24 protein-coding genes are annotated in these 24,795 nt (G+C 62.5%); 12 read left to right on the forward strand and 12 right to left on the reverse strand.

Features of this window, described 5'->3' with window-relative positions:
- The first annotated feature begins 1 nt into the window (after nt 1).
- Together PFEN_RS20660 and PFEN_RS20665 are read left to right on the forward strand one after the other, a co-directional pair.
- Nucleotides 2-1,249 (forward strand): DUF6384 family protein, encoded by a 1,248-nt coding sequence (locus PFEN_RS20660; protein ID WP_191488570.1) that lies wholly within the window; start codon nt 2-4, stop codon nt 1,247-1,249.
- Complete coding sequence (locus PFEN_RS20665) at nt 1,249-2,601, forward strand: hypothetical protein (RefSeq protein ID WP_191488571.1); 1,353 nt, start codon at nt 1,249-1,251, stop codon at nt 2,599-2,601. The genes PFEN_RS20660 and PFEN_RS20665 overlap by 1 nt, the downstream gene beginning before the upstream one ends.
- Before the next feature lie 107 nt (nt 2,602-2,708).
- Here the strand turns inward: PFEN_RS20665 and PFEN_RS20670 are convergent, their stop codons facing one another.
- Together PFEN_RS20670 and PFEN_RS20675 are read right to left on the reverse strand one after the other, a co-directional pair.
- Nucleotides 2,709-3,578 (reverse strand): DUF6279 family lipoprotein, encoded by an 870-nt coding sequence (locus tag PFEN_RS20670; protein WP_191488572.1) that lies wholly within the window; start codon nt 3,576-3,578, stop codon nt 2,709-2,711.
- A gap of 218 nt (nt 3,579-3,796) precedes the next feature.
- Complete coding sequence (locus tag PFEN_RS20675) at nt 3,797-3,985, reverse strand: hypothetical protein (protein ID WP_176987101.1); 189 nt, start codon at nt 3,983-3,985, stop codon at nt 3,797-3,799.
- 348 nt (nt 3,986-4,333) lie between these two features.
- Here PFEN_RS20675 and PFEN_RS20680 point away from each other — a divergent pair, with 348 nt between their 5' ends.
- Nucleotides 4,334-5,170: a S1 RNA-binding domain-containing protein gene (locus PFEN_RS20680; protein ID WP_191488573.1), complete on the forward strand. Its 837-nt coding sequence runs from the start codon at nt 4,334-4,336 to the stop codon at nt 5,168-5,170.
- A 60-nt stretch (nt 5,171-5,230) separates the two neighbouring features.
- Here the strand turns inward: PFEN_RS20680 and PFEN_RS20685 are convergent, their stop codons facing one another.
- A complete protein-coding gene (locus tag PFEN_RS20685; RefSeq protein ID WP_191488574.1) occupies nt 5,231-6,397 on the reverse strand; it encodes a YbfB/YjiJ family MFS transporter in 1,167 nt (388 codons plus the stop codon).
- A 103-nt stretch (nt 6,398-6,500) separates the two neighbouring features.
- Here PFEN_RS20685 and ptrR point away from each other — a divergent pair, with 103 nt between their 5' ends.
- Together ptrR and PFEN_RS31220 are read left to right on the forward strand one after the other, a co-directional pair.
- The gene (ptrR, locus tag PFEN_RS20690; RefSeq protein ID WP_191488575.1) at nt 6,501-7,403 is read left to right on the forward strand and encodes a putrescine utilization regulator PtrR; all 903 of its coding nucleotides are present in this window, start codon (nt 6,501-6,503) and stop codon (nt 7,401-7,403) included.
- A gap of 126 nt (nt 7,404-7,529) precedes the next feature.
- Nucleotides 7,530-7,655, forward strand: a complete 126-nt coding sequence (locus tag PFEN_RS31220) for a PA1414 family protein (protein ID WP_017903325.1) — start codon at nt 7,530-7,532, stop codon at nt 7,653-7,655.
- A 146-nt stretch (nt 7,656-7,801) separates the two neighbouring features.
- Here PFEN_RS31220 and PFEN_RS20695 read toward each other — a convergent pair whose 3' ends face one another.
- The 4 genes from PFEN_RS20695 to speB all read right to left on the reverse strand — a co-directional run bounded on the left by PFEN_RS20695 (nt 7,802) and on the right by speB (nt 11,269).
- Complete coding sequence (locus PFEN_RS20695; RefSeq protein WP_191488576.1) at nt 7,802-8,053, reverse strand: acyl carrier protein; 252 nt, start codon at nt 8,051-8,053, stop codon at nt 7,802-7,804.
- 284 nt (nt 8,054-8,337) lie between these two features.
- A complete protein-coding gene (locus PFEN_RS20700) occupies nt 8,338-9,846 on the reverse strand; it encodes a purine-cytosine permease family protein (protein WP_224771036.1) in 1,509 nt (502 codons plus the stop codon).
- 52 nt (nt 9,847-9,898) lie between these two features.
- Nucleotides 9,899-10,309, reverse strand: coding sequence for a nuclear transport factor 2 family protein (locus tag PFEN_RS20705; RefSeq protein WP_191488578.1), 411 nt, complete (start codon nt 10,307-10,309; stop codon nt 9,899-9,901).
- A gap of 9 nt (nt 10,310-10,318) precedes the next feature.
- Nucleotides 10,319-11,269, reverse strand: a complete 951-nt coding sequence (gene speB, locus PFEN_RS20710; RefSeq protein WP_191488579.1) for an agmatinase — start codon at nt 11,267-11,269, stop codon at nt 10,319-10,321.
- A 314-nt stretch (nt 11,270-11,583) separates the two neighbouring features.
- On the opposite strand from speB, the gene PFEN_RS20715 reads away from it, so the two are divergent.
- Entirely contained in the window at nt 11,584-12,477 is an 894-nt protein-coding gene (locus tag PFEN_RS20715; protein WP_191488580.1) for a LysR family transcriptional regulator, read from the forward strand.
- 14 nt (nt 12,478-12,491) lie between these two features.
- Entirely contained in the window at nt 12,492-13,106 is a 615-nt protein-coding gene (locus PFEN_RS20720; RefSeq protein WP_191488581.1) for a tRNA-uridine aminocarboxypropyltransferase, read from the forward strand.
- Between the two features lie 144 nt (nt 13,107-13,250).
- On the opposite strand, the gene PFEN_RS20725 is transcribed toward PFEN_RS20720, so the two are convergent.
- Nucleotides 13,251-13,838: a YecA family protein gene (locus PFEN_RS20725; RefSeq protein ID WP_191488582.1), complete on the reverse strand. Its 588-nt coding sequence runs from the start codon at nt 13,836-13,838 to the stop codon at nt 13,251-13,253.
- A 253-nt stretch (nt 13,839-14,091) separates the two neighbouring features.
- On the opposite strand from PFEN_RS20725, the gene recQ reads away from it, so the two are divergent.
- The 3 genes from recQ to PFEN_RS20740 all read left to right on the forward strand — a co-directional run bounded on the left by recQ (nt 14,092) and on the right by PFEN_RS20740 (nt 19,192).
- Nucleotides 14,092-16,221 (forward strand): DNA helicase RecQ, encoded by a 2,130-nt coding sequence (gene recQ / locus PFEN_RS20730; protein ID WP_191488583.1) that lies wholly within the window; start codon nt 14,092-14,094, stop codon nt 16,219-16,221.
- Nucleotides 16,222-16,357: 136 nt separating this feature from the next.
- A complete protein-coding gene (locus PFEN_RS20735) occupies nt 16,358-16,792 on the forward strand; it encodes a MarR family transcriptional regulator (RefSeq protein WP_191488584.1) in 435 nt (144 codons plus the stop codon).
- A 189-nt stretch (nt 16,793-16,981) separates the two neighbouring features.
- Nucleotides 16,982-19,192, forward strand: a complete 2,211-nt coding sequence (locus PFEN_RS20740; protein WP_191488585.1) for a FimV/HubP family polar landmark protein — start codon at nt 16,982-16,984, stop codon at nt 19,190-19,192.
- Between the two features lie 41 nt (nt 19,193-19,233).
- Here PFEN_RS20740 and PFEN_RS20745 read toward each other — a convergent pair whose 3' ends face one another.
- Nucleotides 19,234-21,423: a patatin-like phospholipase family protein gene (locus PFEN_RS20745; RefSeq protein ID WP_191488722.1), complete on the reverse strand. Its 2,190-nt coding sequence runs from the start codon at nt 21,421-21,423 to the stop codon at nt 19,234-19,236.
- Between the two features lie 71 nt (nt 21,424-21,494).
- Between PFEN_RS20745 and PFEN_RS20750 the strand changes: the two genes are divergently transcribed.
- Nucleotides 21,495-21,782: a SelT/SelW/SelH family protein gene (locus tag PFEN_RS20750; RefSeq protein WP_191488586.1), complete on the forward strand. Its 288-nt coding sequence runs from the start codon at nt 21,495-21,497 to the stop codon at nt 21,780-21,782.
- An 8-nt stretch (nt 21,783-21,790) separates the two neighbouring features.
- Here PFEN_RS20750 and PFEN_RS20755 read toward each other — a convergent pair whose 3' ends face one another.
- Both PFEN_RS20755 and PFEN_RS20760 read right to left on the reverse strand, forming a co-directional pair.
- Nucleotides 21,791-22,084 (reverse strand): hypothetical protein, encoded by a 294-nt coding sequence (locus PFEN_RS20755; protein ID WP_191488587.1) that lies wholly within the window; start codon nt 22,082-22,084, stop codon nt 21,791-21,793.
- Between the two features lie 152 nt (nt 22,085-22,236).
- Entirely contained in the window at nt 22,237-23,130 is an 894-nt protein-coding gene (locus PFEN_RS20760) for a DMT family transporter (protein WP_191488588.1), read from the reverse strand.
- Between the two features lie 233 nt (nt 23,131-23,363).
- Here PFEN_RS20760 and PFEN_RS20770 point away from each other — a divergent pair, with 233 nt between their 5' ends.
- Complete coding sequence (locus PFEN_RS20770) at nt 23,364-24,185, forward strand: UDP-2,3-diacylglucosamine diphosphatase (protein ID WP_191488589.1); 822 nt, start codon at nt 23,364-23,366, stop codon at nt 24,183-24,185.
- Between the two features lie 216 nt (nt 24,186-24,401).
- On the opposite strand, the gene PFEN_RS20775 is transcribed toward PFEN_RS20770, so the two are convergent.
- Nucleotides 24,402-24,713, reverse strand: coding sequence for a DUF962 domain-containing protein (locus tag PFEN_RS20775; RefSeq protein WP_191488590.1), 312 nt, complete (start codon nt 24,711-24,713; stop codon nt 24,402-24,404).
- Nucleotides 24,714-24,795 lie beyond the last annotated feature (82 nt).

Consider the following 24,795-nt stretch of genomic DNA (forward strand, 5'->3'; position numbering starts at 1 on the left):
AGTGAGCAACGTTGTCTCCCTCACCGAGCAGATGGGGGCCATGGCGCTGATCGACGAGATGCGTTTCAGCCAGGCCGAACTGCAGAAACAGCTGAATCTTCCCAAACACCGCCAATTGGTTGCCGAGCAGATCCGCGAGTTTTACCGGGCCAAGGGAATCGCGGTGGAGGATGCCCTGGTCGAGGAGGGCGTGCGCAATTTCTTTGCCAACCGCCTGACTTATCAGGCCTCGGCACCGGTTGCTCCGCTGACCAGACTGCTGGCACGGGCCTACATCACTCGCCGTCGCTGGCTGATGCCCATGGTGGGTGTCCTGGGGGTGAGCCTATGGCTGGTGCTGGTTGCGCAGCCGGTCGCGGGTTTTTTTGGCAAGGCGGCGATGCAGGGCGCGCAGAAGCGAGCGGATGACGCGCGCGAGCTGGTTGCTGGCCATGTCGGGTTGCGCGAGCAGCTGGAAAAACAGCTCGCCACGTTGGAGGCCGACGCGCTTGTAGCGAATCAGCCCACGGCACGGCGACTGTTCGAGCAGGCCGTAGCGGTGTTGGAGAAAGCGCGCGCCGTAGAGCGGATCACGCTGCCGTTGCAGGTCACTGAACAGAGCCGGGCAGAGGACTCCAGGCTGATCGACTCGGCGACCGATAGCCTGAAGCAGGACAGCGCTGATTTGAAGGCGCTGGCGGCTGAGTTGGACGCGCTGAGTGCGCAAGCAAGTGCGATCCGCTCCTGGTTCACGCAATTGCAGGACGTCCAGGACAAGGTACGCAAGATGGGCTTGAGCAAGACGGACGCCGAGCAGTTCCAGCCGCTGTTCGCCAAGGTCGATCAGGCCGTCAGGGACACCAATGCAACAGCCGCAGAACAGGGATTGAAGGAGGTCCGGCAATTGCTGGCGGTGGCAGCGACGCCCCTGACCCTGGAAGTGGTCAGTCGCACCGGCGAGAAGTCGATGGTCGAGCGCAATTTTGATCCGACCGGGGGCAAGTCCTGGTACTTGCTGGCCGAAGCGCTGGACGCCTCGGGCAATGTGGTCCCGCTGCCGATCACCAGCGTCGAGACCGGGGAGCGGCGTTATGCCTCGGTTTTTGGCGTGCGGGTCAATCAGGCCACCTATCAGGCGGCCAAGAACGACAAGCTGCTCGACGGCCTCGTCGATGATCGTCTGATGGGGAAAAAGGCCGCCAACTCGCTGTCCTTTGCGTTCGTCAAAGGGCCGGTCAAAACCAAACCTGATTACATCCTGGAGTGGTGATGAACGTGAGTCGCCTGGAAGCATCCATTCGTGACAACTCCCGGCACTATGAGTCGCAGTTGCGCCAGTTCCAGCTCGAACTGTCCGCCGCGCGCGATCAGGAGTTGCGCCTGCAGCAGGGTATTGGCAATGCCTTTCCCCATATAGCCAATTATCAGTTGTCCGGTGGCGCTCCGCTTGGCGCCGAGGTTCAGCGTCTGCTCGACCAGCGGCAACAGGCCGAGGCCGCTCTGCGCCAGGACCTGACGCAGGTGGAGGAGGGCATTGCCGGGCAGTTGCAGGTGATTTCGAGTCTGACCGAAGAGCTTGAGAACCTGGCTGCCGGCCTTGCCCGGCAAGTCGAGCAAGACCCGCGCTACCAGCAACGGGCGGCCCTGGTCAGCGATGCCGACGAGCAGTCCTGCAAGGAATTGCGCGATGAGTGTTGGCTCAAGCTCCAGGCATTCCAGGCGGATTCGCTTTACGTCTACCTGCGGGATCGCGGGTTCGGTACGGATCGCTATTCTGGCAAGTTTTTCTGCCGTGGTCTGGATCGTTGGATTGCGCGACTGTGCAATTTCACCCAGAACAGTGCCGTCGAGCGCATGCTCTTGGCCATGCAGCAAGCCAATGAGGCCGCGCGCAAGGAGCGTCAGGCAAACCGCGCGGCCCAGGAGGTCGAGCGCGCGCGACTGCACCAGAGCGCCCTGTCCGCCAGTGATATACCAGTTTTGCAAGCGCGCCAGGAGCAAGCCCGGCAGGCGCTGGAAGCGGGCAAGGCGCAGGCCAATGTGATTCATCGGCGCCTGGAGCTGTACGTCGGCAAGCGCGACGAGGATTTCGTCAAGGTCTCCGAGCTGTTGTCCCGGCAACTGGCCGAGATGAATGACCTGACACTGGAGCGCCTGGCCGGGCAGACCGAGGGTGCGCAGGATGACGAACTGGTGCGCAGGGTGCGTGATTTGCGCGCTGAGCTGGAGGCGTTGCGGCTGCGCGTAGCGTCTCTGGAGCAGCAGTGCCGGGACACCGAGGACAACTACGAGCGGGCCAAGCAACTGGAGCGTGCGCTGCAGTCCGGGGATCACATCAGTTCCCGCTACGATTATCCGAATATGAATCTTGATGTGTTACTCGTCGGATTCATGCAAGGTGCCATGTCGCTCTCCCAACTGGTGAATGAGGTGGATAGCCACCGGCAGTCCATCACGGTCGCTCCCAGTCCGCGCGGCAATGCTCGTCCGAGCAGCAATCGGGGCAGCAGTTCGAGCAGTCGCTCGGGTGGCTTCTTCGACAGCGCTTCGTCGAGCGGTTCCAGTTCCGATGACTCGTCCAGCTCTTCCGGCACCGGGTTCTCCACCAGCGACAGCCTTTAGACCAGGGTGTCTGGCGGAACGGGGAGGGGTGGTGCAGGCTGCCCCGCCATTGCCAGCTCAGCCGCTAAAAGCTTCGCGGCGGTGCGGCGATCCGACAAGCCCTGCTCCTACAGGTTGCGTGGCGTTTTCAGACATTTGAGGCCTGCGAAGTCCTGGCGCAGGTCGTCGATCTTCTTGAGTAGCCGCGTCTGCTGGTCGGTGTTGCTCTCGGCCATCAGCGCCACCAGCAGACTGCGGGTGGCCTGTTCCGCGTGCTCGTGGGCCTGACGGTACTCGGGGGTCCACAGGTTGTCCTGATCTTGCAGCAATTGTTCGATCCGTTGTGGGAAGTCCGCGCGCTGGCGCTGTTCGAGCGCCGCGCTCAATTGCGCCTGCCAGTTCATCCGGTTGGCCACCCAGAGTCGGTTCTGTTCGCCCAGGCTGGTGGACCAGGCCGTGATGCGGTGTTGCTGGCTCAGGCTGAGTGGTCCGAGCCAGCCCTTGAGGCGCTTGCTCATGCGCTCGGCGCGGTCGCGGACCTGTTCGTCGAGGGGCGGCGTCACGTATTGAGCCCGATGTTTACGCTGGTCCTTGGCAAAGGCCTGACCCATCTCGGCCACCTGTTGATCGCTCAGGCCCCGCAGCAATTCGACCGCCGAGGGCGTGACGGCTTGCACCACCTGCGCAATGGCCTGCCGGGCTTCGGCGGTGCGGGCCTGAACGGTGGCATCGGTGACCTGACGGGCTTCGACCATCTGCTGCACGCGCTCGAGCCAGTCCAGGTAGCCCGGTAGTTGCGTGGTGCAATGCCAATGCAGGTGCTCCTTGAGGCGTTCGCGGAACCAGTCTTTCTGCCCGCGGTTCATGTCCACGTAGTCGCCGAGGGTCCAGGGAATGATCAAGTCGAGGTTGCGGTAGGCCAGGCCTGCGCGGGAGCAGGCGCCGAGTGCCAGACCCAGGATCAGCAGCCAGAAGAGGGATGTCAGCCTGTGCGACATGGACGAATCCTGATGAGGGCATTGCTCCATGGAACGCTTATGAGCTCAGTGGTTCAACCGGGTAATGGTTACCAGCGATGACGACCGGCGCGGCGGATGCGGGCGTACAGTGGCTTGCACGCGGATCGATCAGCGCGGTTTGTGCGAGAGGGGTATTGCTTCAGCCCTGCGCCTTGGGGTTCAAAGCGCAGAGTGGCTTGGATGTTGCGCGGGAGGAATTACTTTTTGCCGAGGGTGATCTGTTTCGATGGGCCGAAAGTCTGGCCGCTGACACCCTTGGCAATTTGCTGGATTTCGCCGCCGGATTTCAGGAAGGCCGCAATTTGCTCATTGATCGAATCGCTGGTTTCAACGGCTGGAGCGGGCTTTGCTTTGCTGTTGGATGCTTTTACGCGCATGGCGGCCATTAACCTGTGTAGATATTAACTGGATCGATCATTCTACCTGAAAGACTTGACAATTGCTTGATAAATATCCAGCTGAAAGGTCCGGGGATCAGGCTATATCTTCGCCAGGACCCGATGAGGGTTGGCTAAGCTGCTGTTTTAATTCGCAACGAGACCTCGATAGTATTTCGCGCCAGGGCCGGATTTCAATCGGGTGCGTAGCCAGCGGTCTGACGAACGGCCATGGTTGCCATGGGCAAACCCTTGAAAATCAAGCCTTGCAGCGGGCGTTTCGGCTATTGCCAAGCACGGTGAAACAGTACTGCCAAACTCGGGTAGAATGCCGGTCACGCAATGAGGGTATTGGAAATGGCTTTAGTCGGGCGTTATAACAGCTTGCAAGTGGTTAAACACACTAATTTCGGTTTGTATCTGGACGGTGGCGCGGACGGTGAGATTCTTCTACCCAACCGTTATATCCCCAAGGATATTCCCAGTGAAGATGAAGACTGGCTCAATGTTTTCGTTTATCTGGACAGCGCTGACAAGTTGATTGCCACCACGGAAAAACCCAAAGTCCAGGTCGGCGAATTCGCCAGTCTCAAAGTCAAGGAAGTTAACAGCATTGGAGTTTTCCTCGATTGGGGATTGCCCAAGGATCTGCTGCTGCCGTATTCCGAAGAGAAGCGCCAGTTGAGCGCCGGTGACTATTGTGTGGTGCATGTCTACCTCGACAAGCATACCCGGCGTATTACCGCCACCGCCCGTCTGGATCGTTACCTGGACAAGACGCCGGCCAACTACAAGGTCGGCCAGGAAGTCGACCTGTTGGTGGCCGAAGCGACCGACATGGGCTTCAAGGCGATCATCAACAACAAGCACTGGGGCCTGATTCACAAGAACGAAGTATTCAAGTTCCTGCGGGCCGGCAAAGAGGAAAAAGGCTTTATCAAGGAGATTCGCGCCGATGGCAAGATCAGCCTGAGCCTGCAACCCGTGGGGGAGGAAGCCTCGGGCAGCCTGAACCAGAAAATCCTCGCCAAGTTGCGTGAGAACAATGGCGTGCTGGCGGTCAGCGACAAGAGTGATCCGACCGTGATCAGTGGTTTGTTCGGAGTCAGCAAGGGCAACTTCAAGAAGGCGATCGGCGCGCTCTACAAGCAAGGTCAGATCGTGATCCATGCCGACCGCATCGAGTTGAGCTGAAATGTGCTGTTGCCCCGGCTGACGCCATCGCCGCAGCCCGCTGTTGCGGCCCCGCGGCGATCAGCGTTGCGTCAGTGCCGCCCTCGGCACTGGGGCCGGCCCCGGTCGCAACAATACCAACCCCGCCAGCACCAGGCCACTACCCGCCACGATCAAGGCCGGCCGCAGGTCAGCACTGAAGTGGCTGCTCAAGGCCGCGAGCAACGGTCCGCAGAGTTGACCGGTGGCGAAACAGGCGGTCAGCAGCCCGGCATTGCGGTGGGTGGTCTGCGGCGCCAGTTCCCGCGAGCGCTGCATGACCAACTGCATGCAGGCCAGGAATGGCATGCCGCAGAGTATCACCCCCAGCACCAGCCCCAGGCCGCTCGACAACAGGCAGGCGAAGACCCCGGCGGCTTGCAGCCAGAGCGTCACCATCAGCCAGCGATGGGTGCTGTCGGGCCTGGCGCGCCGCAGGCTCACCAGCACCACGCCGAGGGCCGCGAGCAGGCCGAAGCAGGGCCAGAACAAATCGGCCTGCCATTGACCGTGGAAGCGCGCACTGGCCATCTGCGAGAGAAAGGTCGCCGGGATGATGTAGCCCAGGCCATACAAGGCGTAGATCAGGCCGAGATGAGCGATGGGCCGCGGCTCGCCGTCCATGGCCACGGGGGCGCCGCCGGGGCTGGTACTCGGTAGCGGCAGGAAGGGCTGGATCAGTAGCAACATCAGCAGGCCGACACCGGCGTACACCAGCCACAGGGTCGACGAGTTCTGCCCCAGCAGGTTCGAACCCAGCGCCAGCAGGCCGGTGAGCAGGATGCCCAGGCCAGGGCCGGCAAACACCCAGGCGCCGAGCCGTGGCCGGCCGGCGGCATGTGCCAGCGGTTGGCTCAGGCTGGTGATCATGACCACCACCCAGGCACTGGCCACCCCCGTGCCGAAACGCAGCAGCCAGTGTGACCAGAAGCCGTGGGCCCAGAACGAGGCCAGGGTCAGCAGCACGCACAACCACAGACCGGCGTGCAGACGCAGGCGAATAGGCCGGGCGCGGCGGACGAACAGCGCGTCCACCGCGCCCAGCAGGTAGCCCAGGTAATTGGCGGCGGCAATCAGGCCCGCGGCGGTCAGGTCGATCTGGCCCTCGCTGATCAGGTGCGGCAGTTGCGGGGTCAGGGCGAAGCGGCCCACGCCCATGGCCATCATCAGGGCGACGCAGCAGGCGGTCAGGCGAATCAGCGGTGACATGGCGTCGGTTCCTGGCAGAGGACTATGACCGCTAGGCTAGGATCGATTGACTTTCTTTAAAAATGAATAATAGTGAGTAACTTGTTCAGGTTTGGAGAGGATCATGGAGTTCAGCCAGTTGCGTATCTTCCAGGCCGTGGCCGAGGAGGGCTCCATCACTCGCGCCGCCGAGCGCTTGCACCGGGTGCCATCGAACCTGTCCACGCGACTCAAGCAGCTTGAGGAGCAACTGGGCGTCGAACTGTTCCTGCGTGAGCGCCAGCGTCTGCAATTGTCACCGGCCGGCAAGGTTTTGCTCGATTACTCGAGCCGCTTGTTCGCGCTGCATGACGAGGCCCAGGCCGCCGTGCTTGGCGGGCAGCCTGCGGGGGATTTCGTGCTGGGCACCATGTACAGCACGGCGGCGATTTACTTGCCGTCGATGCTGGCGCGTTATCACCGCACTTATCCCGAGGTAAACCTGCAGTTGCAGTCCGCGCCCAGCGGCGAATTGCTTGAAGGGTTGGTCTCTGGACGCCTGGATGCCGCCCTGGTGGATGGCCCGCTGCAACTGGCCGGGCTCGACGGTATCTCGTTCTGCGATGAAACCCTGGTGTTGATCTGCCCGGCCGATCATCCGCCGGTGCATAGCGCCCTGGAGGTACAGGGGCAGCCGGTCTTCACCTTTCGCCGCGGCTGTGCTTATCGCTTGCGCCTGGAGGCTTGGTACGGCCATTATCACGCAGCCATGGGCCGCGCCATCGAGATCGAGTCCTATCCCGGGATGCTTGCCTGTGTGACCGCCGGTTCCGGCGTGGCGATGATGTCCGAATCGATGCTGGCCAGCCTGCCTGGGCGTGAAAACGTGTCGGTACATCGGCTGGTCGAGCCTTTTGCCAGCGCCACTACCTGGCTGATGTGGCGCAAGGGTATGGTCGGCGCCAACCTGGCGGCCTGGATCGAGTTGCAGAAAAACACTCCACTCCCGCTGACGAATAGTGCTGATGAGGTCCGTGCGTCGGCTTGAAGCGTTTTGCCATGATTTAAATCAAAGATCCTGATGCAAGGGACAGCATTGCGTAGGACTTAGGGCTATGATCTGTGTGAAGCGGCTACAGAACTCCGTCGCTCGCATTACCCTGAAGGGGGCTATATGAAAGACAAACTGCAAACCTGGCTCCATGACCTCGGAGTTGCTCTTGGCCTGATCGAACCGCCACTGCAGCCAGTACCTATTCGCACGGACGATGATCGCCGTCGTCGTCAACCGCGTCGGTAAGTATTTGCTGGCGGATCATAGTCTTTTGACTGGATAACGCGGTCGGTGTCGGAGCGGAGCTTGTTGGAGCGCCGTACCGCCGCGAAAGGGTTCTCCTGTTCGTCCATGGCGTCGCGGGCAACTCCGTTGAACGGCATTTACGCGGCTCAATGACGAGCAATTTTCTGCAGGAAAAGACTCAAGTCGTTGACCGTGATCGCGTTCTTGAGCAGGCGGTCTTCCTCTTCGGTAAACGCGGTCAGATCAAACTCATCTTCAAGACGGAACATCAGATCCTCGATGTCCTGTTTATCCAATCCCAATGTCTGCAAGGTCTGCTCGTCATCGAACGCTTGATGCTCATCGAGCCGTTGGTTGATGAAGTCATGCACGCGCTGGCGAATCTCGGCTTTTTTCATCCGTTCGATCCCCTTGGTAGCCTTTGCGATACGGGCGGTGGGACTGTGCCGAGGAGGGGGCATTGCGATGGCTGTCAGGGATGACACCAGCGCTCCTCGTGCGCGCTTGTTTATCAAGAGCGTAGTTGCTATGGGCCGATACCGCACAAGTTTCCCCGTTCATTCCCCGGTATGGGCGCCGGCTTGCCGGCAATGGCGGCCGATCATACGGTGCCAGGCTCCAGGGCCTCATCGCCGGAAATCGACCGGCGCGCCAACAGAAAGTGTGCCAGCGCGCTTGTGCTTCAGGCCGTCTGGCGCGCCCCAGGTTTCAACGTTTTTGCATTGTGCTGGCGCGCGTCGTCCGGGGCGTAAACCTCCGCCGTTTCCGGAAACAGGCTGAGCAGCGCCAGGTACATCAATGACGCCAGCCCGAGGGTGATCGGCAGGCTGATGTCGATGCCGTCGGCCAGGTTGCCCAGCGGGCCGACGAACTGCCCCGGCAGGTTGACGAAGCACAGGCCCACCAGCGCGCTGGGGATCCAGGCGCCCAGGCCGCGCCAGTTCCAGCCGTGGCTGAACCAGTAGCGACCGCCGGTTTCGCCGCGGGTGAAGATTTGCAGGTCATCCGGGCAGTAGTAGCCGCGACGCACCAGCAGGCCGATGATCATGATCACCATCCATGGAGTGGTGCAGGTGATGATCAGCACGGCAAAGGTCGACACGCTCTGCACCAGGTTCGCCGCGAAACGGCCGATGAAGATGAAGGCAATCGACAGCACGCCGATCAGCAAAGTCGCCTTGACCCGCGACAGCACGCGTGGGAACACACTGGACATGTCCAGCCCGGTGCCATACAGCGAGGTGGTACCGGTGGACATGCCGCCGATCACCGCGATCAGGCACACCGGTAGGAAGAACCAGCTCGGCGAGACGGCCAGCAGGCCACCGACATAGTTGTTCGCCGTGATGTAGTCCGGGGCCTTGATCGCGACGATGGTGGCGGTCGCCAGGCCGAACAGGAACGGAATCAAGGTGGCGATCTGCGCCGCGATCACCGCCAGCATGATCCGGCTTTTCGAGGTTTCACGGGGGATATAGCGCGACCAGTCACCGAGGAACGCCCCGAAGGAAATCGGGTTGCTCATGGCCACCAGCGCGGCCCCGATGAAGGCGGCCCAGAAACCGGCCTGGCCCAAGGCGACGGTGCCGGCGAAGTGACTGTCGAAGGTCGGCGCAAAGGCGAAGATCCCCAGCAGGAACAACAGACTGGCGGCCCACACGGCGATACGGTTGACCCATAGCATGAAGCGGAAGCCGTAGATACACACGGTCAAAACCAGGATCGCGAACAGGCCATAGGCCAGGCCCAGGGTCAGGTCGGTTTCCGGTATGTCGATCAGGCGCTTGGCGCCGCCGATCAGCGCATCCCCCGAGCTCCACACCGAGAGCGAGAAGAACGCGATGGCGGTGAGCAGCGACAGGAACGAACCGACGATCCGCCCGTGCACCCCGAAGTGCGCGCCGGAGGAGACGGCGTTGTTGGTGCCGTTGATCGGCCCGAACAGCCCCATGGGCGCGAGGATCAGCGCGCCGAGCAGCACGCCCAGCACGATTGCCCAGACACCCGCCTGGAAGGACAGGCCGAACAGCACCGGGAAACTGCCGAGTACGGCCGTGGCGAAGGTATTGGCGCCGCCGAAGATCAGGCGAAACAGGTCGATGGGGCGGGCGTCGCGTTCATGGTCGGGGATCTGTTCGACCCCGAAGGTTTCAATGCTGCTAAGGCTTTTCTCATTGTTGTTATTCATGATCTGCTCCGATCATTGTGGCGCGCCCATCGTTTGTGGGCGTCGCCGGCGTTGGCTAAGGGGAGGGCAGTCCTTGGGGGGGCGCGGACAAATGTTCGTGGCAGGCCAGCCATTGGCCTTGTTCTTGTTGTTGGCGAAACACAATGGTTTCGCGTTCCTGGCTAAAGAGAAGCTCTCCTTGCAGGCGCAGCTCGGTGGTTACGTCATGGATGAAGATCGCCACGTCGCCCTGCAGGCTGACGCAAGCGTTGCTCGAGGTGCACGAGAGCACCTCGAAGCCATCCTCCGAACGCCAGCTGTCCCACAACGCCTGGTAGGCATCGCGTGACAGCAGTGGCTGGTGAAGGGTGTGGAAGACGAAACTGGCATCGGCGCTGAATGCGCCGAAGTAGGCTTCGCGATCATTGGCGGCGAAGGCGCTCACCAGTGCGGCGGCTGCCTTGAGAACCTGATCATGCTCATTCATGGCGGCGCCTCAACGATGGGCTACGCCGGGCAATACGCAGAGCATCTCGTACAGCAGGTTGGCCCCCAGCAGCGAGGTGTTGCCGCTGGTGTCATAGGGCGGTGAGACTTCGACCAGATCGCAGCCGATCAGGTCGAGGCCCTGGCAACCGCGGACGATCTCGATGGCCTGGATGGTGGTCAGGCCACCGATTTCCGGGGTACCGGTACCGGGTGCCCAGGCCGGGTCGATGCCGTCGATATCGAAGCTCAGGTAGACCGGGCCGCCACCGACTTTTTCGCGCACTTGCGCCATCAGCGGGGCGAGGGATTTGTGCCAGCACTCTTCGGCCTGAACCACCCGGAAGCCCTGCTTGCGGCTCCAGTTGAAGTCTTCGGCGGTGTAGCCCTGGGCGCGCAGACCGATCTGTACCACCCGGTCGCAGTCGAGCAGGCCTTCTTCCACGGCGCGGCGGAAGGTGGTGCCGTGGGCGATTTTCTCACCGAACATATGATCGTTGACATCGGCGTGGGCGTCGATGTGCACCAGGCCGACCTTGCCGTGCTTCTTGTGGATGGCCCGCAGGATCGGCAGGGTGATGGTGTGATCGCCGCCGAGGGTCAGCGGGATGACCGGGTGTTCGAGAATGGCGTCGTAGGCTTCTTCGATGATGCGCACGGCGTCCAGCAGGTTGAAGGTGTTGATCGCCACATCGCCGATGTCGGCCACCGACAGTGAGTCGAAAGGCGCGGCACCAGTGGCCATGTTGTACGGGCGGATCATCACCGATTCGGCGCGGATTTCCCGTGGACCGAAACGGGTTCCGGCACGCAATGAGGTGCCGATGTCCAGCGGGATACCGATGAACGCGGCGTCAAGGCCGGCGGCGGATTGCAGGTGCGGGAGGCGCATCATGGTGGCGATGCCGCCGAAGCGCGGCATTTCGTTACCGCCCAGTGGTTGGTGAAGAATCTTGTCCACGGGTAAGCCTCATCATTTGTTTTGGTTATCAGGGGCCGATTCTGCGAAAGGCGGTCGGCGGGAAGAATCGCTACCGGCAAATAGTTAGTTCAGATTTTTCTAAACTAATGGCAGGCTGGGAGATAGACTTGTTTCCGGTGAATACCTTGGTGGCGAGGGGGCTTGCCCCCGCTCGGCTGCGTGGCAGTCGTAAAGCGGATACAGCAATCTGCCTGATACAACGTGGTTGCTGATTTAAGGGCCGCTTCGCCGCCCAACGGGGGCAAGCCCCCTCGCCACACTGCCCGGTATTCAGGCCCTATATAGGAACTCCCATGGCCAACGCTTTACCCGACCTCAAACTATTGCGCATTTTCGTCAGCGTGGTCCGGCACCAGGGCTTTGCCAATGCCCAGCAGGAACTCAATCTCTCGACGTCGGCCATCAGCACCTACATGAGCCAGCTCGAAGCCTCCCTGGGCCTGGTCCTGTGTCATCGTGGACGCGGCGGTTTCAGCCTGACCAGCAAGGGCGAGCTGTTCCATCAGGAAACCCTGCGCCTGCTCGGTGAACTCGAAGGGTTCGAGCAATATGCCGCTGCTCTCAAGGGCGAGTTGCGCGGTACCCTGAACCTGGGGGTGATCGACTCCACGGTCAGCGAGCCGGCGCTGCCCCTGGCCGAGGCTATCGGTGCCTACAGCCAGGAGCACCCGGCGGTGCACCTGCACCTGTCGGTGATGAGCCCTTACGAATTGCAGCTCGGCGTGCAGGACAATCGCCTGGACCTGGCCATCGGCGCCTTCTCCACGCGCATGAGCGGGTTGGTCTACCAGCCGCTGTATCGCGAACAGCACTGGCTGTATTGCAGCAACCGTCATCCGCTGTACAACGAACGGCGTATCCCGGAACAGGTGATCACCCAGCAACGCATGGTTGGCCGCGGCTATTGGAGCCAGGCCGAGCTGGCGCGCCATGGTTTCAAGCACAGCGCGGCGACGGTGGAAAGCATGGAGGCGCAACTGATCCTGGTGTTGTCCGGCGCCTACATCGGCTACCTGCCCGAGCACTATGCCCAGCCCTGGGCCGACAAGGGCGACCTGCGGGTGCTGCTGCCGGCGACCTTCGGTTACCAGGCCCCGTTCTCCATGATCCTGCGTCGGGGGCGCAGTCGCGAACCCTTGATCCAGACGTTCCGTGACCTGCTCAAAGCGCAGCTCAATCAGTCCTGATCGGTATTCACTCAATGTCCAGAGCCCGTTGCGAACGCTGCCTGCGCCCAGAAAGCCATTGCCTGTGCACACTGATCCCGCAGTTGCACAGCCGCACCCGCGTGCTGCTGTTGCAGCACCCCAGCGAGGTCAACCACGCCTTGAATACCGCACGGTTGGCGGCGCTGGGCTTGAGCAACGCCGAATTGCGGGTAGGCGAAGTTTTCGAAGAGCTGGCCGAATGGCTGCAGCAGCCCGGTTACCAGGCGAAATTGCTGTTTCCGGGGGAGGATGCGCAACCCTTGTCGGCGTATGCGGCGGCCCCTGCTGACTTGCCGCTGTTGCTGGTGGTGCCCGACGGCACCTGGCGCAAGGCGCGCAAGCTGCTGTACCTCAATCCATTGCTGGCGACGTTGCCGCGGGTGACGCTGCGGCCGGGGGCGGTTTCGCGCTATCGGTTGCGCAAGGCCCCCGAGCCTGGCGCGTTGTCAACGCTGGAGGCGGTTGTCCAGGCGCTGGAAAGCCTGGAAGCGCCGCTGTCGTTCGCGGCGTTGCTGCGGCCGTTCGAGGCCTTGATCGAGGGGCAGATCCGGGCGATGGGCGAGGAGACGTTCTTGCGCAACCATGAAAGAAATCGCCCGACGAGCTAAGGGCGTTCAATCTGAAAAGTGCGGGACAACCTGTGGGAGCGGAGCTTGCCCGCGAAGCTTTTGGCGGCCTCGCGGGCCTCTTCGCGGATAAATCCGGCTCCCACAAATCCGGCTCCCGAAAAGTCCGGGTCCCACCCAGCCGACTCAGTGGTGACGGGGCTTGAGGATCGCCGGTTTTTCGTCGGGGGCGTTGCACAGCAGGTACAGCGCGGTCAGGGCTTCCGGGATCTGCACGACCATGTCGTCCATCAGGTTGGCGTCGGCGGCGATATCGGCGAACTCGGGTTGTTCGTCGAACAGGCCGGAACCGACCATGATCGGCAGGAGCATCTCGCTGACTTCTTCCTCGGCGGTTTCGAACCAGGCTTCCTCGCGCAGGAACACGCCCTCCATGAAGCCGATGCACCAGCCGCGCAGTTCGGAATCATCCGGGTCGTCGCCCAGGTCGAGGTCGCAGGGCAGTTCGAACTCTTCGTCGGAAGCCAGTTGGCGAGCGATATGGGCCTTGAGCTGGATCAGCGTCGCTTCGATCTCTTCGCGCTGGGCGGCGTCGCGGTAGTGCGGTTCCTCGGAGAACAGGGCGTCGATCCATTCACGCTCGGGGACGATCTCGGCGCAGATCGACAACGCGGTCAGGTAGCCGTGGGCGGCCACATAGTCCAGCGCTTCTTCGTGCAGCTCGTCGGCGTCGAGGAAGGCTTGCAGGCGGGTGAGTTGCTCAGCGAAGGACATTGGAGGCTACCTTGGGAATAAACGATAGGCAATTCTAGGCGTTCTTGAGCCCTCAGGCCAGCAAGCACTGAATTCCCTTAACCGACCGGCATCGCCCATTGCCCTCCGACGCTCGGGTATACTGCCGCGTTTTGTGATGCGCTGCTGACCCGCATGGCGGCTCAAGAAATGCCCGCTTACGGAATTTTTCGTGAAATCGGCGAATCTTGGGCCAGCCTTTGGGAAATGCGTTTCGGTGATTTTTGGAGTGGCTATGCTCGAACAGGCTCAACGCGTCCTCAAGGACATCTTCGGTTACGACAGCTTCCGTGGTCGCCAGGGTGCCATTATTGAGCGCGTGGCCAGTGGCGGCGATGCCCTGGTGCTGATGCCGACCGGCGGCGGCAAGTCCCTGTGCTTCCAGGTCCCGGCCTTGCTGCGCTCCGGCCTGACGGTTGTGGTCTCGCCGCTGATCGCGCTGATGGACGATCAGGTGGCGACCCTCGAGGAACTGGGAGTGGCCGCTGCCGCCCTGAACTCCACTCTGAGCGCCGAACAGCAACGCGACCTGGCTGCGCGGATTCGTCGCGGCGAGGTGAAAATGCTCTACCTGGCTCCCGAACGCCTGGTGCAGCCGCGCATGCTGTCGTTCCTGCAGAACCTCGAGATTGCCCTGTTCGCCATCGACGAGGCCCACTGCGTGTCGCAATGGGGCCACGATTTCCGTCCCGAGTACCTGCAACTCGGCCAGCTGGCCGAGCTGTTCCCGAATGTGCCACGCATCGCCCTGACCGCCACCGCCGACAAGCGCACGCGCGAAGAGATCGTCAATCGCCTGCACCTGCAGAATGCCGAGCGCTTCCTGTCGAGTTTCGATCGGCCGAATATTTTCTACCGTATCGTGCCCAAGGAGCAGCCGCGCAAGCAATTGCTGGCGTTTCTCGCACAACGGCGCAGCGATGCCGGGATTGTCTATTGCCTCTCGCGCAAGAAGGTCGACGAAGTCGCCGCGATGCTCTGCGAGCAGGGCTTTCCGGCCTTGCCTTACCATGCCGGGCTGGCCAGCGATGTGCGGGCCGCCAACCAGAAGCGCTTCCTCAACGAGGAGGGCCTGATCATGGTCGCGACCATCGCCTTCGGCATGGGCATCGACAAGTCCAATGTGCGTTTCGTCGCCCACCTCGACCTGCCAAAGTCCCTGGAAGCCTACTACCAGGAGACCGGCCGGGCCGGGCGCGACGGCCTGCCGGCGGATGCCTGGATGGCTTATGGCTTGCAGGATGTGGTGATGCTCAAGCAGATGCTGCAGAACTCCGAGGGCGACGAGCGGCACAAACGCCTGGAGCACCACAAGCTCGATGCCATGCTGGCCCTGTGTGAAGAAACCCGCTGCCGTCGCCAGACCTTGCTCGCCTATTTCGACGAAGACATGCCGCAACCCTGCGGGCATTGCGACAACTGTGTCGATGGCGTGCAGACCTGGGACGCCACCGAACCGGCGCGCCAGGCGCTGTCGGCGATCTTCCGCACCGGCCAGCGCTATGGCGTCGGGCACCTGGTGGATGTGCTGCTGGGCAAGGAAAACGACAAGGTGCGCAGTTTCGGTCATCAGCACCTGACGGTATTCGGTGTTGGCAAGGCGCTGGCCGAAGGCGAATGGCGCACCCTGTTCCGCCAACTGGTGGCCCGCGGGCTGGCCGATATCGACCTGGAAGGCTACGGTGGCCTGCGCCTGAGCGATAGCTGCCGGCCCTTGCTCAAGGGCGAAGTGAGCCTCGAACTGCGTCGCGACCTCAAGCCACAGGCCAGCGCCAAGAGCGTCTCCGCCAGCCCGGCCAGCCAACTGGTGCGTGGCGAGGAGCGTGAACAGTGGGAAGCCTTGCGTGCCCTGCGACGCAAGTTGGCACAGGAACATGGCGTGCCGCCGTACGTCATTTTCCCCGACTCCACGTTGCTGGAAATGCTCCGTAGCCAACCGACTTCCCTGGCGGAAATGGCCAAGGTCAGCGGTGTCGGCGCGCGCAAGCTGGAGCGCTACGGCGAGGCGTTCCTCGAGGTGCTGGGCGGGGAGGTCGAGACCCCGAAAGCCGTGGCCGACATCCGCCACGAATTGATCAGCCTGGCCCGGGCCGGCATGACGCCGTTGCAGATCGCCGGTCAGTTGCAGTGTTCGGAAAAGAACGTCTACACCCTGCTGGCCGAAGCCATTGGCCGCCAGCAGCTGTCGCTGGAACAGGCGCTGGACCTGCCGGAAGACCTGCTGGGGGAAATCCAGGACGCCTTCCTCGATGGCGAAGGCGAATTGCCGGCGGTGACCGCCATCGCCGAGCTGTTTGCCGGTCGCGTGCCGGAAGGGGTGCTTTACTGCGTGCGGGCCGCCTTGCAGGCGGAGTTCGAAATGTGAGGTCGGTATTGTTCCCGGTCACCCTTTCACGACAAGTAACGTTTCAGTGCCGGGCAAGCCTTGCCTCCGGGCAAGGGCTATGCTTAGCTGACTAATAATTAGTTTTGTCTATTTTAAGTCTAACCCTGAGTTTTTTATGCCGTTGACCGATGAACACCGTTTTGGCATGCAGTTGGCGCACATGTCCCGAGGCTGGCGCGCGGAGCTGGATCGCCGTCTGGCGGGCCTGGGATTGTCCCAGGCGCGCTGGCTGGTCTTGCTGCACCTGGCACGTTTTACCGAGGCCCCGACCCAGCGCGAGTTGGCCCAGAGTGTCGGCGTTGAAGGGCCGACCCTGGCGCGTCTGCTCGACAGCCTGGAAACTCAGGGGCTGGTCCAGCGCCAGTCGGTGCTGGAAGATCGGCGAGCGAAGAAAATCGTCCTGAGTGCATCGGCACGTCCCTTGATCGAACAGATCGAAACCATCGCCACCGCATTGCGCCATGAGTTGTTCGTTGGGGTCGACGAGGAAGAGCTGCGGATCTGCATGCGTGTCCACAGTCGGATCCTGGCCAATCTGGAAAAATCTTGAGGCCCATTCCCCGGGCGGCAGGGCTTGGAGAGCGTTCAGTGGCCCTGGATCGCCTTCAGCGGCTCTGAATGGCCTTCAACGGCCTTGGATAGTCTTCCCGCGGCAGGCTATAAGAGTTACAAGTTCTGTGTATTGTGTCGGTGTCCAGCCGCGAGTGAGCGGCTTGTCGCGCCAATTAAAGGGATGCTCATGCTCGAGAGTTTGCAGTCCACGTTGCGCTTCTCCATTGGAAGATCCCGTCTGCACAGGGCCCGTCTGTTAGCCGTGCTGGCAGGTGGGTTGTTGTACTCGGCGCTGGCACCGGCCCTGGGGCTGGGAGATATCACCCTGCATTCGGCGCTCAATCAGCCATTGAACGCGGAAATCGCCTTGATCGAGCCGGGCGAACTGGCCGAAGGCGAGTTGTCGGTGAGCCTGGCGACGCCCGAGGAATTCACCCGTGCCGGCGTCCAGCGGGTGTTCTTTCTCAATGACCTGCGTTTTACCCCGGTACTGCGGGGTAATCGCAGTGTTATCCAGGTGCAGACCAACAAGCCGGTCAGCGAGCCTTTCCTGAACTTCCTGGTGCAGGTCAACCGGCCCAACGGGCGGTTGCTGCGCGAGTACACGGTATTGCTCGATCCGCCGGGCAATCTGCCCGCCGGCTACAGCCCGCCGCTCCGCGGCGCTGCCCTGGAGCCATCGGCCTCGCTGGCGAACGTCGCACCGCCGACCGCCGTGCAAGGCAAGCACTACACCGTGGTCAAGGGCGACAATCCCTGGATCATTGCCAAGCGCCTGCGCGAAGCCGGCAGCCAGGCCTCGATCAATGAACTGTCCCAGGGCATTCGCGTTCTCAATCCGGGAAGCGACCGTTTGAGAGTGGGCCAGAGCCTGCTGCTGCCAGACGTTGCGCTGGTTGCGGCCGCGGCACCTGCACCTGCCGCCGCTGTCCCGGGTGCTAGCGGCGCGGCCATGCAGAATACGCCTGCGCCTGCTGTCGAGACGGCGCAAAACGCCGAGCAACTGGCCAAGGCCGCCTTGGAAAACCAGCAGTTGCAGAAAACCGTCGAGGATCTGCAGGCCCGGTTGAAGGCCCAGGACGAGTTGATTGCCGGCAGCCAGAAACAGGCGCTCGAATTGCAGTCACAACTTTCCGAGCTCAAGAGCAAGGCGGTTGTGCCGGCGCCAACTGTCGTGAGCGCACCCGTGGCGCCGCCGGCAGCGGCCTCCGAGACGCCCGATGGTCCGAACCTGTTGCTCTGGGCCGCGGTGGCGTTGCTGATCGTGCTGTTGGCCGTGGCCTTTGTGCTGCGGCGCAAGCGCCAGCAGTCTGAGCCGGCACCCGAGGTCGTGCCTGCGGCGGCTCCGGTTCAGCAACCCATGGTCAGTCGTCTGGTGGCGGCGGCCCAGCCGAGCAAGGCGGCGTCTCCCGCGCCGCGGGTCGAACCGGTGGTGGCGCCCGTGGCCGCCGCGGCGTCACGTCAGGCCAGCGAGGTACCTGACGCCCTTGAAGGTGTGAGTATCTATATTGCTTATGGTCGCTTCGCTGAAGCAGCGGGCATTCTGCGTGAAGCGATGCTCAAGGAGCCCGAGCGTACCGATCTGCATCTGCGCTTGCTGGAGGTGCTGGCCCAGCAGGGTGACAGTGCGGCCTACGCGACCGAAGAGCGTCATCTGCTGGATACCGGGTTCAGTGAGTCGACCCTGCAGGCGTTGCGCGCCCGTTATCCGAAGCTGCAAACCGCCGTGGCCACGCCAGCCGCGGCGCCCGTGGCACCGATTCTGGCGGCGGCCACCGCGGCGGCCGCCGCCCCGCTACTGGCCGCACACTGGAGTGAGCCGGCGGCGCAAACGACTGCGACCGTGCCGGAGCCGGACAAACCGGCGGAAGATGAATTCCAGCTCAATCTCGACGACCTGTCCATGGATGCCGACTGGGAGCTGGTCAGCCCGTTCGAGAATACGCCGCAGCCACGCAGCAAGACTGCCGAAGAGCCTTCTCTGCCCGCCGAGCTGGAGCCCGAGCCGACCTTCACCAGCAACTTCAATGAACTGCCGGAAGTCTTCGAGATGGCGGACGAACAATTCCTCAGCGATTTTTCCGAGCTTGAGCCTGCGCCGGAACCTGCGCCTGCGCACGAAGTGGAATTGAGCCTGCCAGAGGATGGGGATTCGCTGGACGATGAGTTTCTCGACGGTTTCATGAGTGATTCCGCGCCCCTGGACATCGAGCCCCTGGAAGTGGATTTCGACAGCCTGGAGCGTGAGCATGCTTCGGCCAGCAAGCTGGAGCAGGCGCAAACCTGCATCAATGTCGGTGATCTGGAGCATGCCAGCCAACTGCTCCACGAGTTGCTCAGGGAAGGGGATGAGCCCCTGAAGCAAACGGCTCGTACCTTGCTGGCCAGTATTCGCTGATACGGCTGGTCGTAGCCGAGGTGAACGCGTCTATCAGGATTTCAGAAGGTCTGGCCCAGGTTGAGGTACAGCGCCTTCTGTTTGTCGTCGTTGATGCCATAGCTGAAGTTGAGCGGCCCCAACGGTGTATCGAAGCCCAGGAACACACTGGCGGCGTTGATATAGCCCGTGTCGAACTGATTGTCGTTGTTCCAGGCCCGGCCGCGTTCCAGCGAGGCGCCCAGGTACAGTGGGAAATCCAGCGGCAGGTAGGCCCGGGGTGTCAGTCGGCGGTAATAGACCGCGCGCATCAGGCTGATGTTCTGCCCGGCAATCGAATCCTGGCGAAACCCCGACAATTGCCGTGCGCCGCCCAGCAGAAAGCTTGAAGTGACCACTTCGGCGTCGTCCAGGGTGCGTCCGTAGCGTCCGCCCAGCACCCAGGTGTTCGGCCCCTCGCCCAGGGCCTTGTCCAGCTTGAACTCCCACTGTCGGTAGCGTTGCGTAGAGCCGAGGCTGGGGGCGAACTCGCGCAGGATCAGGTTGATGTTCTCCCCCGAGTGAGGGAAGTAGACATTGTCCAGCGAGTCGAAGGAGTATTTGAGCGCGTAGAACCCTTCGCTGAAACTCACCCGCGGCAGGTTGCGGTCGCCGATCTTCACGTCGGCCTTGCCCCAGGCCTCGCCGATACCCAGGCGGATCTCGCCGTTGTTGCCGATCTGGCGACCGACGTTCAAGCCGAAGCCATAACGCTCCAGGCGATATTCGGCAATCGGGTCGTTATCCAGGGTGGCTTGCACATTCTGCGTCTGCAGGTTGACGTAGGGCGCGACAAAGTAGCGCGAACCGGTGTCCAGCGGTTGGTAGAACTCACTGTAGAGATCCTGCTGATCGCCGATCTGCGCCCGGCTCAGCCATTCGCCGCCGAGGCTGTTGATGCCGTTGACCCGGTAGCTGGCGCCGATATTGAAGGCACTGTCGCCGCGCATGTCATCCGACAGGTTCAGGCCCAGACGCAGGTAGTCGGTGCCGCTGCGCTTGCCCCGGGCGCTGATGACCAGCGTGTGCTCCTGGCCCTTGCGCGCCACGCGGTATTGCACCTGTTCAAAGTAGTCCAGGCCATAGAGGGTGCCCATGTCGATGCGCAGGCGCTCGAGGTCCAGCGGCTCGCCGAGGGGTTGGCGGATGTAATAGCGGATCACCGCATCGCTGACCTTGGAGTCGTTTTCGACCTGGATGGCGTCGATCACCGGGGTGCGTTGTCCGGGGGCGCGGGCGGCGGTCAATTCGCCGTCAGGCTTGGACGGCGGACGCAAACCGGCCAGGCGCGCGTCGAGAATACGGGTGGCGCGATAACCGGCGTCGATGATGTCCTGGGCGCGGCCGAAGTCGGTGGCCGCGTAACTGGCCAGCGCCGGCTGGATCAGGATGTCGTTGCGACGCAGCGTGGCCAGTTGTTCTTCGGAGTTGCGCCGGGTCATGAGGGTGATCGACTGGTTGAGGACGTCGACCACCGTCGCCAGTTGCTTGCGTGAGCGCAACGGGGTGCCGATGTCGACCACGATGGCGATATCGACGCCCATCTCGCGTACCACATCCACCGGGATGTTGTCGGTCATGCCGCCATCCACCAGCAGGCGCCCGTCCAGCTCGACCGGGGCGAACACCGCCGGGATCGACATGCTGGCGCGTATCACCTGGGGCAGATGGCCGCGGCGGAATACGACCTTTTCGCCGCTGGCGATATCGGTGGCGACGGCGCGAAAGGGGATCGGCAGCTTGTCGAAGTCGCGGGTGCCGCTGGCATGGGCCAGCGTACTTTCCAGCAACAAGGACAGATTCTGACCCTGAATCACCCCCAGCGGCAGGCCCAGGCTGCCATCGTCCTGGAAACTGAGCTGCTGTTTGACCAGGAAATCGCGGTCATCCTGTTTGCGCCGAAAGGGGATGTCTTCGCGGGGCGGGGCATCGGACAGGGCCTGTTTCCAGTCAATGCCCAGGGCGAGCTTTTCCAGTTCGTCGATCTTGTAGCCCGAGGCATACAGCCCACCGATGACCGCGCCCATGCTGGTGCCGGCGATGGCGTCGATACGGATGCCCTGTTCTTCCAGGGCCTTGAGCACGCCGATATGGGCCAGGCCGCGGGCGGCCCCACCGGACAGCACCAGGCCGATTTTCGGGCGCGGCGCTTCAGCGGCTTGCAGCAGCAGGGGAAGCATGCATAACAACAGGCAGGACAGCAGGCGGCGCATCATGATCTCGGGAGCGGGATAAAAGCTCGCTATTATAGCGATGGCCTATCACCCTGGAGCTCGGCGCAATCATGACCGCACGTAAACCGCACATCGTCATCACCTATTGTACCCAGTGCCAATGGCTGCTGCGCGCCGCCTGGCTGGCCCAGGAACTGCTGAGCACCTTCGCCGATGAGCTCGGCCAAGTGGCCCTGGAACCGGGTACTGGCGGGGTGTTTCGCATCACCTGCGACGCGGTACAGATCTGGGAGCGCAAGGAGGACGGCGGCTTCCCGGAAGCCAAGGTACTCAAACAGCGGGTACGGGACCGGATCGATCCCGGGCGCGACCTCGGGCACAGCGACCGGCCCCGCTAGCCGTGGACTTATGACGGGCTCAGTTTCGACTTGATGAGCCCGACGATCACCATCAGCACTCCACCGCCGACTCCGCCGCTGGCAATGCTGCTGAGGATCGAGGTCAGGTCCGGTGTGCCGCCGCCGCCGCCCAGGCTGCCGCCGCTGACGAGATCGAGTAGCTGTCCGCCCAGGCCGCCGCCGAGTATCCCGAGGATGGAATTGATGACCGGGCCCAGGTTGTATTTCTCCAGTACCGACCCGGCCACGTTGCCGCCCACGGTGCCGCTGATCGCTTGAATCAAAAGACTGACGATATCCATGGATGAAACCCTCCAACATGTTGATGGGGAGGGCCGCTCGAATCGAGTCGATTCAGGGGCGAATCACTGCCGCTGTCGTCGAGAAACCCTGATCTCCGTGAACGACAGCAAACTGTTGCGGATGCCACCAGTATAGGCGGATTGGGTTTTCGTCAATGAACTGACGCGGCTTCCTGGTTTTCCCGGGGCGCGGCCGCCGTGCCCAGGCGGCTGGACACGACGATCGCGAGAATGATCAGGGCGCCGCCAAGCAACATGCGCAACGTCGGGTTTTCACCGAACAGCAGCCAGGCGGCGGTGATCCCATACACCGGCTCCAGGGCGAAGACCACCGCCGCGGTGCGCGCCTTGATCACCGCGAGGCTGGCGACGAACAGACTGTGGGCCAAACCCGTGCAGAGCACGCCCAGCAAACCGATCCACAACCAGTCCAGCGCCGCTACGTGCGCCAGCTCCGGGGCGGCCCAGGGCAGCAGGCAGGCGGCGACCACCAGGTTCTGGCACAACGCGGCCTGTACTGCGCGAATCCGCCCGGAACCGGCCCGGTTGGCCAGCGACAGCAGGGAAAACAGCAGGCCGGAAAGCACCGCCCAGAGCAGCCCGCCGGTGGCCTGGCTGGCGAGATCGAAGTCGGGGGTGACCAGGACCAGGCCGATACTGACCAGTACCACCAGCAGCATTTCATTGAAGCGGATACGTTCGCGAAAGATCAGTCCTTCCAGGATCACGGTAAAGGCCGGAAAGCTGGCGAAGCCCAGGGTCGCCACCGCCACGCCGGCGACTTTTACCGCTATGAAGAAGCTGACCCAGTGTCCGGCCAGCAGCACGCCGCTGAGCAGCAGGCGGCGCCAGTCCCGTGCCGACAACGGTTGCCAGCACGGGTGGCGGGCAAGGCGGGCAAACAGGCTGAGGGCGAGCACGGCAAAGAGGGCGCGACCGAAGACGATGACGGCCGGCGCGGCGCTCGCGAGTTTGCCGAACACGCCGGTCAGGCCGAACATCAATGCACCAATATGTAGGGCGCCCAGGGCGGTACGAGGAGTCATGGTGGTCCCTGAAAGTCGAGCAGGCCGGACACCCACTGTGCATGGGCATGGCTGTGGGTAATCAGCTCGCGGCGGTAGTGGCGCAGGGGCAGGATCGGTCCCATCGCGGTCTCCTTGGCATCGCCGCAGTTTACACCGCCTGCCGTCCGGGCGGTTGTCACAGGACTGCCATGTAGCTGTCACGGACTATTAACTGCCCCGGTGCAAGCTCAGGAAAAATCCGGAGAATGCCCATGACCCGTGCGGAGCTCGCCAAACCCAGCCGTAAGCAGCGTGTGCGAACCCTGTGGATTTCCGACGTGCACCTGGGGACCCGGGATTGCCAGGCCGAACACCTGTCGCAGTTTCTCAAGGGGTATCAGGCCGACCGTATCTACCTGGTGGGTGACATCATCGACGGCTGGAAGATGCGCGGCGGCATGTACTGGCCGCAAACGCACAGCAACGTGATCCGCCGGCTGCTGACCATGAGCAAGCGGGGCACCGAGGTGATCTACGTCACCGGCAACCATGATGAATTCCTGCGCCGTTACTCCAAGCTGATTCTCGGCAATATCCAGCTGGTCGACGAAGCGGTGCACCAGACCGCCGACGGTCGCCGGTTGCTGGTGATCCATGGCGACCAGTTCGACGTGATCACCCGTTATCACCGCTGGCTGGCCTTCCTCGGCGATTCGGCCTACGAGCTGACCCTGACCCTCAATCGTTGGCTGAACCATTGGCGCGCGCGCTACGGTTATGGCTACTGGTCGTTGTCGGCGTACCTCAAGCACAAGGTCAAGACCGCGGTCAGTTTCATCAGCGACTTCGAGGAGGCTATCGCCCACGAATGCCTGAAGCGCGGGCTGGACGGCGTGGTGTGCGGGCATATTCACCACGCCGAGATCCGCAAGGTCGGCGAAGTGGAATACCTCAACTGCGGTGACTGGGTCGAGTCCTGTACCGCCCTGATCGAACATTGGGACGGCAGCATCGAGCTGTATCGACTGGCGGATGCCCAGGCCAAGGAGGCGCAGCTCAAGCTGGCGCTGGAGAAGGTTGCGCAGCCGGGATAACCCTCCCTGGGCGTGCACAATCCGTAGCCGGCTTGCCGGCGATGACGACAGTTCGAGTAGCGCGAGGCTCAAGGGCCTCATCGTTGGCAAGCGAACGTCGACCGGCGCTCCTGCAAGGGGTTGCGATGCCGGTAATACGCGGGTCCGGCCATCTGCTTCTCCCCCGTCCCACCCCGGCATTCTGGCAGCGGCTTGCCCAGGATGCTTTACGGGTCCCTAAAAGGGCACCTTGCCCAGGATCATGTCGCGAAACATGACGAAATCGCCCAGTAAGCTGTAGAACGGGTGCTCAAAGGTGGCTGGGCGATTCTTCTCGAAGAAGAAATGCCCGACCCAGGCAAAGCCGTAGCCGACCACCGGCACCGCCAGCAGTAACCACCCCGCGGAGCGGCCGATGGCCAGGGCCAGGAAAAAGATCACCAGGCTGGTGCCGATGAAATGCAGCCGACGGCAGGTACTGTTGCCATGTTCGCTCAGGTAATAAGGGTAGAACTCTGTGAAGCTGTTGAATTTTCTTATGTTTTCCACGGGCTACTCTCCGCGTTGCCGACCTCGCCCATGGTGGGTTCCACGGGGAGCTTATTTGAGTCTAGAGTGATTGACAGCGGCT

The sequence above is a fragment of the Pseudomonas sp. FEN genome (assembly GCF_904067045.1).
Classification (GTDB): domain Bacteria; phylum Pseudomonadota; class Gammaproteobacteria; order Pseudomonadales; family Pseudomonadaceae; genus Aquipseudomonas.

What these genes read in the sequence shown, in the direction of transcription:
- PFEN_RS20680 (WP_191488573.1), top strand. Translation starts at nt 4,334, where the DNA reads ATGGCTTTAGTCGGGCGTTATAACAGCTTGCAAGTGGTTAAACACACT.
- PFEN_RS20685 (WP_191488574.1), bottom strand. Translation starts at nt 6,397, where the DNA reads ATGTCACCGCTGATTCGCCTGACCGCCTGCTGCGTCGCCCTGATGATG.
- PFEN_RS20745 (WP_191488722.1), bottom strand. Translation starts at nt 21,423, where the DNA reads ATGCGCCGCCTGCTGTCCTGCCTGTTGTTATGCATGCTTCCCCTGCTG.
- PFEN_RS20760 (WP_191488588.1), bottom strand. Translation starts at nt 23,130, where the DNA reads ATGACTCCTCGTACCGCCCTGGGCGCCCTACATATTGGTGCATTGATG.
- PFEN_RS20750 (WP_191488586.1), top strand. Translation starts at nt 21,495, where the DNA reads ATGACCGCACGTAAACCGCACATCGTCATCACCTATTGTACCCAGTGC.
- recQ (WP_191488583.1), top strand. Translation starts at nt 14,092, where the DNA reads ATGCTCGAACAGGCTCAACGCGTCCTCAAGGACATCTTCGGTTACGAC.
- PFEN_RS31220 (WP_017903325.1), top strand. Translation starts at nt 7,530, where the DNA reads ATGAAAGACAAACTGCAAACCTGGCTCCATGACCTCGGAGTTGCTCTT.
- PFEN_RS20715 (WP_191488580.1), top strand. Translation starts at nt 11,584, where the DNA reads ATGGCCAACGCTTTACCCGACCTCAAACTATTGCGCATTTTCGTCAGC.
- PFEN_RS20695 (WP_191488576.1), bottom strand. Translation starts at nt 8,053, where the DNA reads ATGAAAAAAGCCGAGATTCGCCAGCGCGTGCATGACTTCATCAACCAA.
- PFEN_RS20755 (WP_191488587.1), bottom strand. Translation starts at nt 22,084, where the DNA reads ATGGATATCGTCAGTCTTTTGATTCAAGCGATCAGCGGCACCGTGGGC.
- PFEN_RS20675 (WP_176987101.1), bottom strand. Translation starts at nt 3,985, where the DNA reads ATGGCCGCCATGCGCGTAAAAGCATCCAACAGCAAAGCAAAGCCCGCT.
- PFEN_RS20725 (WP_191488582.1), bottom strand. Translation starts at nt 13,838, where the DNA reads ATGTCCTTCGCTGAGCAACTCACCCGCCTGCAAGCCTTCCTCGACGCC.
- PFEN_RS20735 (WP_191488584.1), top strand. Translation starts at nt 16,358, where the DNA reads ATGCCGTTGACCGATGAACACCGTTTTGGCATGCAGTTGGCGCACATG.
- PFEN_RS20665 (WP_191488571.1), top strand. Translation starts at nt 1,249, where the DNA reads ATGAACGTGAGTCGCCTGGAAGCATCCATTCGTGACAACTCCCGGCAC.
- PFEN_RS20770 (WP_191488589.1), top strand. Translation starts at nt 23,364, where the DNA reads ATGACCCGTGCGGAGCTCGCCAAACCCAGCCGTAAGCAGCGTGTGCGA.
- PFEN_RS20740 (WP_191488585.1), top strand. Translation starts at nt 16,982, where the DNA reads ATGCTCGAGAGTTTGCAGTCCACGTTGCGCTTCTCCATTGGAAGATCC.
- PFEN_RS20705 (WP_191488578.1), bottom strand. Translation starts at nt 10,309, where the DNA reads ATGAATGAGCATGATCAGGTTCTCAAGGCAGCCGCCGCACTGGTGAGC.
- PFEN_RS20720 (WP_191488581.1), top strand. Translation starts at nt 12,492, where the DNA reads ATGTCCAGAGCCCGTTGCGAACGCTGCCTGCGCCCAGAAAGCCATTGC.
- ptrR (WP_191488575.1), top strand. Translation starts at nt 6,501, where the DNA reads ATGGAGTTCAGCCAGTTGCGTATCTTCCAGGCCGTGGCCGAGGAGGGC.
- PFEN_RS20670 (WP_191488572.1), bottom strand. Translation starts at nt 3,578, where the DNA reads ATGTCGCACAGGCTGACATCCCTCTTCTGGCTGCTGATCCTGGGTCTG.